At 63.5% G+C, this 9,224-nt stretch carries 9 protein-coding genes; 4 read left to right on the top strand and 5 right to left on the bottom strand.

Annotated elements, in window-relative coordinates; all coding sequences use genetic code 11:
* From BI344_RS21815 to BI344_RS21800, 5 genes are all read right to left on the bottom strand, one after another.
* A partial coding sequence (locus tag BI344_RS21815) for an iron-containing alcohol dehydrogenase (RefSeq protein ID WP_241499446.1) occupies positions 1-454 on the bottom strand: 454 nt, incomplete at its 3' end.
* A complete protein-coding gene (locus tag BI344_RS26240; RefSeq protein ID WP_241499445.1) occupies positions 424-612 on the bottom strand; it encodes a hypothetical protein in 189 nt (62 codons plus the stop codon). The genes BI344_RS21815 and BI344_RS26240, both read right to left, overlap by 31 nt.
* A 108-nt stretch (positions 613-720) precedes the next feature.
* Positions 721-1,422, bottom strand: a complete 702-nt coding sequence (locus BI344_RS21810; RefSeq protein ID WP_071114896.1) for a MarC family protein — start codon at positions 1,420-1,422, stop codon at positions 721-723.
* 266 nt (positions 1,423-1,688) lie between these two features.
* Complete coding sequence (locus BI344_RS21805; RefSeq protein ID WP_071114895.1) at positions 1,689-2,384, bottom strand: hypothetical protein; 696 nt, start codon at positions 2,382-2,384, stop codon at positions 1,689-1,691.
* A gap of 231 nt (positions 2,385-2,615) precedes the next feature.
* The gene (locus BI344_RS21800) at positions 2,616-4,142 is read right to left on the bottom strand and encodes an amino acid permease (protein WP_071114894.1); all 1,527 of its coding nucleotides are present in this window, start codon (positions 4,140-4,142) and stop codon (positions 2,616-2,618) included.
* Between the two features lie 153 nt (positions 4,143-4,295).
* Between BI344_RS21800 and BI344_RS25935 the strand changes: the two genes are divergently transcribed.
* The 4 genes from BI344_RS25935 to BI344_RS26235 form a co-directional block, all read left to right on the top strand.
* Positions 4,296-4,421, top strand: a complete 126-nt coding sequence (locus BI344_RS25935; RefSeq protein ID WP_275638922.1) for a hypothetical protein — start codon at positions 4,296-4,298, stop codon at positions 4,419-4,421.
* A gap of 519 nt (positions 4,422-4,940) precedes the next feature.
* A complete protein-coding gene (locus BI344_RS21795) occupies positions 4,941-6,191 on the top strand; it encodes an MdtA/MuxA family multidrug efflux RND transporter periplasmic adaptor subunit (RefSeq protein ID WP_071114893.1) in 1,251 nt (416 codons plus the stop codon).
* Between the two features lie 15 nt (positions 6,192-6,206).
* Complete coding sequence (locus BI344_RS21790) at positions 6,207-9,080, top strand: MdtB/MuxB family multidrug efflux RND transporter permease subunit (protein ID WP_277620475.1); 2,874 nt, start codon at positions 6,207-6,209, stop codon at positions 9,078-9,080.
* A 52-nt stretch (positions 9,081-9,132) separates the two neighbouring features.
* Positions 9,133-9,224, top strand: a 92-nt coding sequence (locus BI344_RS26235; RefSeq protein WP_420912623.1) for an efflux RND transporter permease subunit, incomplete at its 3' end; no start/stop codon positions are given.

Here is a 9,224-nt window from a genome sequence, read left to right as displayed (position 1 = left end):
AGACATAGGCCTCCACCGCGTGGGTCAGCGCGTCCATGCCGGTGGCGGCGGTGAGAGACGGCGGCATGCCGGCCATGGTTTCCGGATCATTGACCGACAGCATCGGCGTGGTGTGCTTGTCGACGATGGCCATCTTGATATGGCGCGACTCGTCGGTGATGATGCAGAAGCGGGTCATTTCCGACGCGGTGCCGGCGGTGGTGTTGATCGCCACCAGCGGCAGCTGCGGCCGGGCGGACTTGTCCACGCCCTTGTAATCCTGGATCTTGCCGCCATTCACCGCCACCAGCGCGATGCCCTTGGCGCAATCGTGCGGCGAACCACCGCCCAGCGACACCACCACGTCGCACCGCTTCTCCTTCAGCAGCGCCAGGCCGGCATTGACGTTGGCGCAGCTGGGATTGGGATGGACGCCATCGAAGATCACCGGCTCGATGTCGGCCTCGCCCAGCATGCCGGCCACCTTGCCGGCCAAGCCGGACTTGACCAGCCCGGATCGGTGACGATCAGCGCGCGGCGGAAGCCATGGTCGCGCATGGCGTCTATCGCCTGCCGCAGACAGCCCGCGCCCATCAGATTGACAGAGGGAATGAAGAAAGCGCTGGTGCTCATGGTTCGTCTCCATTTAGTGGACCGATGTCATGCACACAGTCTGCGCCCCTCCGCCCTCCCTTCGCCTTGCCTCAAGTCAACAAAATCCGTCTGGGATGCGCGCGGCGATCAGTGAAAACTGGCGGCGTTGTCGCGCAGCCATTGCGCCGCCAGCTCGCCCAAGCCATCCCACATGATCTGCACCCCCAGGCACAACAGGATGAAAGCGGACAAGCGCAGGAACACCACCGAGCCGGTCTGCCCCAAGTAGCGCAGCAGCTTGTCGGCATTGCTGTAACACAGGTAGACCAGCACGCTGCAGACGAGAATGGCGGCGGAGCCCGCCAGCGGCGCCACCGCATAGCGGACGATGCCCTTGCCGCTGCCGGTGAGGGTGGCACCGATGGTGATGGCGACGGAAATGGAGCCCGGCCCCACGGTCAAGGGAAAGGTCAGCGGATAGAAGGCGCGCTGCTTGAGCTCGGCCTGGCTGTCGCCGCGCGCCGGTTCGGCGGACGGCTGGCTGGCCTCGGCCGGATTGTCGTTGAGCATGCGCCAGGCGGCGAAGGTGATCAACAGGCCGCCGGACATCTGCACCACCGGCAGCGACACGCCGAAAAACGACAGCACATACCCGCCGACGTACATGCTGCCCACCAGCAGCAAGGCGCAATACAAGGCGATGCGGCGCGCCAGATAACGACGCTGCTGCGGCGTGTTGCGCGCCGTCATCGAGATGAAGATGGGCACCAGGCCCGGCGGATTCATGATGGGCAGCAGCGCAGCCATCACGAACAGGAATTTGGTCAAAAAGATGGACAGCAACTGCATCAGGGCGGCTCCGCGGGCAAACGTTTAAATCTTTTCAGGATCGTAAATGTAAACGTAAAAAAGCCAGCGTGCCAGAGGCGCCTTTATTCCAGCACAGCCATTGCGCGCAGCGCGGCGGCAGCGCAAACCGAATTCATCGCGGACTGGGGTCAGGCCGGAGACGAAAAACCGCATCTCGCCGGCCCGTTGCCGCGCCAGCCAGGCGCGGCTCTCAAATTGACGGCAAAGGAATCATGCCCAGCTGTTATTGTTGGGATTGAAAGTCTTCACCACTGTCTCGAAACGGTCCAGCAAGCCCAGGATGGCGTTGCGCAAGGATTGGTATTACCCAGAATCTGCTGGATGCGCGCCTTGCCGGGGCCATTCAGCCCGTTGGCGATCGCCGTCGCCCGGGCCAACGACACCGGGGTATGCAAAACACTATTCGGATCGGCCTGGCGGGTTTGTCCGGGATTGGCGATATAGGCGCGCAAGGCGGTTTCATCGACCAGGTTATTGATCACCTCGTCAAATGCTCCCATCACTTGATTCTTCCAAGCCTGAGTCTTGCCGCCGACCCGGCGATCTTCGATTCCGCCCTGAAAACCGGCGCAGACGACTTCGCACCAATACCACTGCAGACGGTTGCCATAGCCGCCGAACATATGGGCATGCCGATCCACCTCCGGCGCCCCCTGGCGGGCGACAACCGGCGGATGGGCTCCGGTGTGGCCCAGGTCGACCTGGGTCAGCCCAGTCCACTGCGCGGCCAAATTCGCATTGTAGGCGCGCATACGGTTCTGCCAATTGACGCCGCCGCCGAATATTTCGGTCAAGGCATTGCCGACAACTCCGACCACATCCCCAAACACGTGGTCGCCCTGAGCCGGCGCCAGCCGGGGAGACTGAGCCACCTGCGGCACCGCAGGCAGGATACCGCCGTTGATCGGATTTTGATAAGCGCAATGAACAATCAGAGACATGCGATTCTCCTTCGATGGATTATGGCTTGGCCACCCGGCAGACGCTGCGCTCGCCATGGCTCAGCCAGCAGGCCGGTCCTCAGTGGACGCCTCGCCGCCGCTTCCGTGAAACCGCCCCCGCCGCACCGGCGCAGTGCCGGCCGCAACCAGACCACGCCCCATATGCAAACAGGCCCCGACGGGGCCTGTTTTCTTGATGCGGATGCGACGAATACGAATGGGCGTTGGTGGTCAAGCCTTGGCTGCCGCCAAACGGCCGCCGCGGCTTTCCTCGCGCAACTCCACCGCCTTGCGATGGGCATCGGCAAGGTCCACCTCGGCCAACGGCACCACGCGGGTCTTGTGCTTGATGCGGTAGCCCCACCACAGCGCCAGGAATAGCGGAATGCCCAGATAGGTGGCGATCACGCCGTTCCAGTCCACCTTGGCGGCGGTGAAGGCGGTGTAGTTCTGACCCAGCATGATCAACATGCACAGCGCAAAGGCGAACAGCGGACCCAGCGGAAACCACTTGGCCTGATAAGGCAGGTCGGCCAGATCATAACCCTGCTTCACATACGCGCGGCGGAAGCGGTAGTGGCTGATGGCCACGCCCAGCCAGGCGATGAAGCCGGTCATACCGGACGAGTTTAACAGCCACATATACACCGCGTTGCTATCGAACAGCGAGGTCAAGAAGCACAGGCAGGCCACCAGCGTGGTGGCGTACAGCGCGTTGCGCGGCACGCCGTCGGCGGTCAGCTTGCCGAAGCGAACCGGCGCCATGCCGTTCTTGGCCATCGCGTACAGCATGCGGGTGGAAGCGTACATGCCGGAGTTGCCGGCCGACAGGATGGCGGACAGGATCACCGCGTTCATCAGGCTGGCGGCGAAGGCCAGGCCGGCGCGGTTGAACACCAGCGTGAACGGGCTGGCGCCGACGTCCTTCATCTCGTTCTTCAACAGCAGCGGATCGTTGTACGGCAGGATCAGACCGATGATCAGGATGGACAGCATGTAGAACATCAGGATGCGCCAGAAGATCTGCCGCACCGCGCGCGGAATGGTGCGGCCGGGATTGGCGGACTCGCCGGCCGCCACGCCTATCAGCTCCGTTCCCTGGAAGGAGAAGCCCACCACCATGGCCACGCCGACGAATGCCGCCAGGCCGCCGACGAAAGGCCCTTGCCCCTGCGTCATCACGGAAAGGCCCGGCGCGATGCGCTGCGGCTGCGGTTCGGTCATGATGCCGAAGATCATCAGGAAGCCGACGATAATGAACGCGATGATGGTGGCGACTTTCAGCATCGAGCACCAGAATTCGGCCTCGCCGAAGCCCTTCACCGAGAAATAGTTGAGCGCGAAGATCAGCGCCAGGAAGCCGGCGCTCCACACCACGCCGGGCACCGCCGGATACCAGTAGTGCATGATGATGGCCGCGGCGGCCAACTCCACCGCGATGGTCACCGCCCAGTTGTACCAGTAGTTCCATCCCTGGGCGAAGCCGAAGGCCGGATCGACGAAGCGCGAACCGTATACCTGGAAAGAGCCCGACACCGGCATGAACGCCGCCATCTCGCCCAGGCTGGTCATCAGGAAATACACCATCAGACCCACCAGCGCATAGGCCAGCAAGGCGCCGCCTGCGCCGGCGCCCGCCACCGTGGCGCCGGAAGCCAGGAACAGGCCAGTGCCGATGGAACCGCCGATGGCGATCATCGACAGATGGCGCGCCTGCAGCGAGCGGCGCAACTCAGGCGCATCTTGTTTCTTGTCCATATCCAACTCACTCTATTGTTCTGCCGCGCGGGGCTTGGTCCGCGCCGCCCTGGCTGGTAGCCGGGCCCGAATAATCAAAGCGGAAAAGAATGACATCGTTCGTTCGCATTGCCTAGCCTAAATCAGGCAAATTACGCAAAAAACGAAAATGTCATGTTCGAAAAAGAAACAACCCGCGTTGCCATGTCAAACCTGGCCGAGGCAAATCCTGGTAAACAAGACGGGGCGGACGGCGCGCCCGGCTCCACCACCACCGGTGGGCCGCCGCCTGAAACTTGACTGTCGCGCCCGACCGCGTCACCTGCCCCCGGCCTGGGCTATGGCACAGCCTGCGGCAATCCGCTGTCGCTCCGCAGCGACAGCGGCCTCCTCCCCCAGTTTGTTTGAATGAATCCGCCTCTGCGGCCATCGCCGAAATTCAGCGCAATCCCCCGCGCGCCAAATCCGGTCGAACGCAAGCCAAGCCGAGATTAATGTAAAAAATCAACCCCTGGTAAAAATCACACCCGGCAAGCTTTTCAAACCGGCTCTCACACGGGAATCAAACACTTACGCCCAACAGTCGAGTCGAGCTTTTACACCAATACAAACAAAGAAAGTAAACACTCATTTTGAATTAACAATTCAAAACACAAAGCGCGCTCCGGATAAAACCAAGCTAATACAATTCGGTCACTCTAAATACAACGCAGCCAGCATAGGCTGCCCGGCTTTTAGCATAAACGCAGCATAAAGCATGAAAAAATGTCATGCTCTGCCAGTTAATAACAAGTGAATCGTCCGTCCGGAGCACACCGCATGTCGACCCCCACATCCGCCAAGCCCAACCGCCTGCCTTTAATCATTGCCGCCGTCGCCGTTCTGGGGGGCGGCTGGTGGTGGCATCAGCACAGCCAAAGCGCAAAGGAAGCCGCCGCCAACGCCAAGGGCGGCGCGCCGATGGCGGTGGGCGTGGCTACGGCAAGAACCATGGATGCGCCGCTGCAGCTAAATGCACTGGGCACCGTCAACTCCACCTACACCGTCACCGTGCACAGCCGGGTGGATGGCCAACTGGAAAAGGTCCACTTTGAAGAAGGCCAGTTGGTCAAACAGGGCCAGTTGCTGGCCGAACTGGACCCGCGCCCCTATCTGGCGGCGCTGACCCAGGCCCAGGGCCAGTTGCTGCGCGACCAGGCCTTGCTGCAGAACGCCCAACTGGACCTGGCCCGCTACCGCCAGTTGCTGGGACAGAACTCCATCGCCAAGCAGCAGGTGGACACCCAGGAGGCACTGGTGAAACAGTATCAAGGCACCGTCAAGCTGGATCAGGGCGCGGTGGACAACGCCAAGCTGCAGCTGGACTACAGTCGTATCATCGCGCCGGTCGGCGGCCGCGTCGGCCTGCGCCAGGTTGACCCGGGCAACATCGTGCACGCCAGCGACGCCAACGGCGTGGTCATCATCACCCAGACCCAGCCGATCAACGTGGTATTCGCCATCCCGGAAGTCAGCCTGTCGCAGGTGCTGCAGGCCGCCGCCAACGACAAACGGCTGAGCGTGGAAGCGTGGGACCGCGACAACCGCCACAAGCTGGCCGACGGCAAGCTGCTGGCGATGGACAACCAGCTCAACACCAGCACCGGCACCATCAATATCAAGGCCAAGTTCGCCAACGAGAAACAGCAGCTGTTCCCCAACCAATTCGTCAACGTCAACCTGCAGCTGGGCGTGCGCAAGGACGCGGTGGTGGTGCCGACCGTGGCGGTGCAACTGGGCAAGGTGGGCAACTACGTGTACACGGTGGGCGCCGATTCCACCGTCAGCATCAGCAAGATCAAGGTGGGCCCGGCCTCCGGCGACAACACCATCATCGAGCAGGGCTTGCAGGCCGGCCAGCAGGTGGTGATAGACGGCGTGGACAAGCTGCGCAATGGCGCCAAGGTCAAGGTGATAGACCGTGCCGCCCAGACCCGCGAAGCGGCTGCCGCCGCCAGCGAAAGCAAGCCGCATCGCAAGCACGGCGCCACCGGAGACTGGGGCAAACGTCACGCCTCGGCCGCCAACTAAGCGCAAGGACACGGCATGAATCCCTCTCGTCCGTTCATCCTGCGGCCGGTCGCCACCACCTTGCTGATGGTGGCCATCCTGCTGACCGGCCTGGTGGCCTGGCGCATGCTGCCGGTTTCGGCGCTGCCCGAAGTCGACTACCCCACCATCCAGGTAGTCACCCTCTATCCCGGCGCCAGCCCGGACGTGATGACGTCCTCGGTCACTGCGCCGCTGGAGCGCCAGTTCGGCCAGATGCCGGGCCTGTCGCAGATGTCCTCGTCCAGTTCCGGCGGCGCCTCGGTGATCACGCTGCAGTTCAGCCTGGACCTGACGCTGGACGTGGCCGAGCAGGAAGTGCAGGCGGCGATCAACGCCGCCGGCAACCTGCTGCCGGCCGACCTGCCCAGTCCTCCGATCTACAACAAAGTCAATCCGGCCGACACCCCCATCCTCACCATCTCGGTCAGCTCGCCCACCCTGCCGCTGACCAAGCTTGAGGACATGGTGGACACCCGGCTGGCGCAGAAGCTGTCGCAGGTGCCCGGCGTGGGCCTGGTCAGCATCAGCGGCGGCCAGCGTCCGGCCGTGCGCATCCAGAGCAATCCCAAGGCGCTGGCCTCGCGCGGACTGACGCTGGAAGACGTGCGCACCGCCATCGGCAACGCCAACGTCAACCAGGCCAAGGGCAGCTTCGACGGCCCGCTGCAGGCATCCACCGTCGATGGCAACGACCAGCTGCAATCGGCGGAAGAATACAAGAACGTCGTCGTCGCCTATCAGAACGGCGCGCCGGTGCGCGTCAAGGACGTGGCCCGAGTGGTGGATTCGGCGGAAAACGTGCGCCTGGCCGCCTGGGCCGGCACCACGCCGGCCGTCATTCTCAACGTGCAGCGCCAGCCGGGCGCCAACGTGATCCAGGTCACCGACCGCATCAAGGCTCTGCTGCCCCAGCTCAAGTCCACCCTGCCCGGCTCGGTGGACGTGGCGGTGCTGAGCGACCGCACCGTCACCATCCGCGCCTCGGTGGAGGATGTGGAGTTCGAGCTGATGCTGGCCATCGGTCTGGTGGTGATGGTGATCTTCGTGTTCCTGCGCAACGTGCCGGCCACCATCATTCCCGCCGTCGCGGTGCCGCTGTCGCTGGTGGGCACCTTCGGCGTGATGTATCTGACCGGCTTCTCCATCAACAATCTGACGCTGATGGCTTTGACCATCGCCACCGGCTTCGTGGTGGACGACGCCATCGTGATGATCGAGAACATCGCCCGCTACATCGAAGAGGGCGAGCAGCCGCTGGCCGCGGCGCTGAAAGGCTCCAAGCAGATCGGCTTCACCATCATCTCGCTGACCATCTCGCTGATCGCGGTGTTGATTCCGCTGCTGTTCATGGGCGATGTGGTGGGCCGGCTGTTCCGCGAGTTCGCCATCACGCTGGCGGTGTCCATCCTGATTTCCGCCTTCATCTCGCTGACGCTGACGCCGATGATGTGCGCGCGCCTGCTCAAGCATGTGCCGGAAGAAAAACAGGGCCGCTTCTACCACGCCAGCGGCAAGTTCTTCGACGACATCATCGCCCGCTACGGCAAAATGCTCAGTTGGGTGCTGGACCGGCAGAAGACCACGCTGCTGGTGGCCGTGGCCACGCTGGCGTTGACGGCGGCGCTATATATCTACGTGCCCAAGGGCTTCTTTCCGCTGCAGGACACCAGTTCGATCCAGGGCATCAGCGAGGCCTCGCAGTCCATTTCCTTCAGCGCGATGGCCGACCGCCAGGAAAAACTGGCCGAGGCGCTGCTGAAAGACCCGGCGGTGGAAAGCCTGTCGTCGTTCATCGGCGTCGACGGCACCAACACCACGCTCAACAGCGGCCGCCTGCTGATCAACCTCAAGCCCAAGGGCGAGCGCGACGACATCCGCACCGTGCTGGCGCGGCTGCAACAGCGCGCCGACGAGATGCCCGGCATGGCGCTGTACCTGCAGGCGGTGCAGGACCTGACCATAGACGCCCGCGTCAGCCGCACCCAGTACCAGTTCACGCTGCAAGCCACCAGCCAGGACGACCTGTCCACCTGGGTGCCCAAGCTGGTGCACCGGCTGCAGCAGGAGCCGTCGCTGGCCGACGTCGCGAGCGACCTGCAGGACAAGGGCCTGCAAGCCTACGTCAACATCAACCGCGACACCGCCTCGCGCCTGGGCGTCACCACCGCCGCGGTGGACAACGCCCTGTACGACGCCTTCGGCCAACGGCTGATCTCCACCATCTTCACCCAGACCAACCAGTACCGCGTGGTGCTGGAGGTGGACCCGCAGCACCAGCGCGATCCGCTGTCGCTGAAAGGCATCTACGTGCCCACCGCCGCCGGCGGCCCGGTGCCGCTGGACGCGGTGGCGACGATTGAAGAGCGCTCCACTTCGCTGGCGATCAACCACCTGGGCCAGTTCCCCACCGCCACCATCTCCTTCAACTTGAAGCAGGGCGCGTCGCTGGGCGAAGCGGTGGAGGCCATCCGCCAAGCGGAGGCCGACCTGGGCCTGCCGGCCAGCATGGACACCAAGTTCCAGGGCGCGGCAATGGCCTTCCAGGCCTCGCTCAGCAACACGCTGTGGCTGATCCTGGCGGCCATCGTCACCATGTACATCGTGCTGGGCGTGCTGTACGAGAGCTATATCCACCCGATCACCATCCTGTCCACCCTGCCCTCCGCCGGCATCGGCGCGCTGTTGGCGCTGATGCTGTCCGGCACCGATCTGTCGGTGATCGCCATCATCGGCATCATCCTGCTGATCGGCATCGTCAAGAAGAACGCGATCATGATGATCGACTTCGCGCTGGAGCGGAGCGGGAGCAAGGCATGCCGCCGCGCGAGGCATCTACCAGGCTGCCTGTTGCGTTTCCGGCCGATTTGATGACGACGATGGCGGCGCTGTTGGGCGCGCTGCCGCTGATGTGGGCGGCGGCATGGGCTCGGAATTGCGTGAACCGCTGGGCATCACCATGGTGGGCGGCCTGATGGTCAGCCAGGTGCTGACGCTGTTCACCACCCCGGTGAT

It is taken from the genome of Chromobacterium sphagni (assembly GCF_001855555.1).
Lineage (GTDB): Bacteria > Pseudomonadota > Gammaproteobacteria > Burkholderiales > Chromobacteriaceae > Chromobacterium > Chromobacterium sphagni.
Note: the sequence above shows the minus strand (reverse complement) of the source record. Positions and strands in the feature narration are given on the sequence as shown.